The sequence below is a fragment of the Streptomyces sp. SID12501 genome (assembly GCF_010550245.1).
GTDB lineage: Bacteria > Actinomycetota > Actinomycetes > Streptomycetales > Streptomycetaceae > Streptomyces.
This window is the reverse complement of record NZ_JAAGLU010000638.1, coordinates 1-444: the sequence shown is the minus strand read 5'-3', so window position 1 is coordinate 444 and position 444 is coordinate 1. Positions and strand designations below refer to the sequence as shown.

The window sequence follows — 444 nt, the reverse complement described above, 5'->3', positions numbered from 1 at the left end:
CGAACCAGCGGTCACCGCCGTCGGGCTGGGCCGAGTCGGCGCCTCGGGTACCGCATTCGCGGACCAGCTCGGCGAGGTCGTCGGCCGGACCGCTGGTCTGGTCGCGGACGTTGACGCAGCTGCCCTCGATGCGCAGTTCCTTCGGCATCTTGTCGCCGAAGGACAGCTTGAGGATGTTGCGCCAGACCGCGTTGAAGTAGGCGGCGGCGGCCGAGTCGGGCTCCTGGGTGTAGTTCCAACCCTCCAGCAGCTTCTGCGCCGAGCGCACTTCCGGGTCCGAGACCTGGATCTTGGCCAGCATCGGGGTCAGCAGCGCGGCGATCTCGCTGCTGTTGTCCATCTGCATGGTGCGCATGTCGTCGGTGGAGATCTTGCCGCTGTCCTTGATCTTCGCCTCGATGAGGTCGTTGATCCGCTGACTGCGGGTGCCGTAGCCCCAGTCGG

Annotated in this window: 1 protein-coding gene; it reads right to left on the bottom strand. The window is 66.7% G+C overall.

All coding sequences use genetic code 11. The annotated features are described in order from the left end of the window. On the bottom strand, window positions 1-444 hold a 444-nt coding region (locus G3I71_RS47670), incomplete at both ends, for a penicillin acylase family protein (protein WP_164325197.1).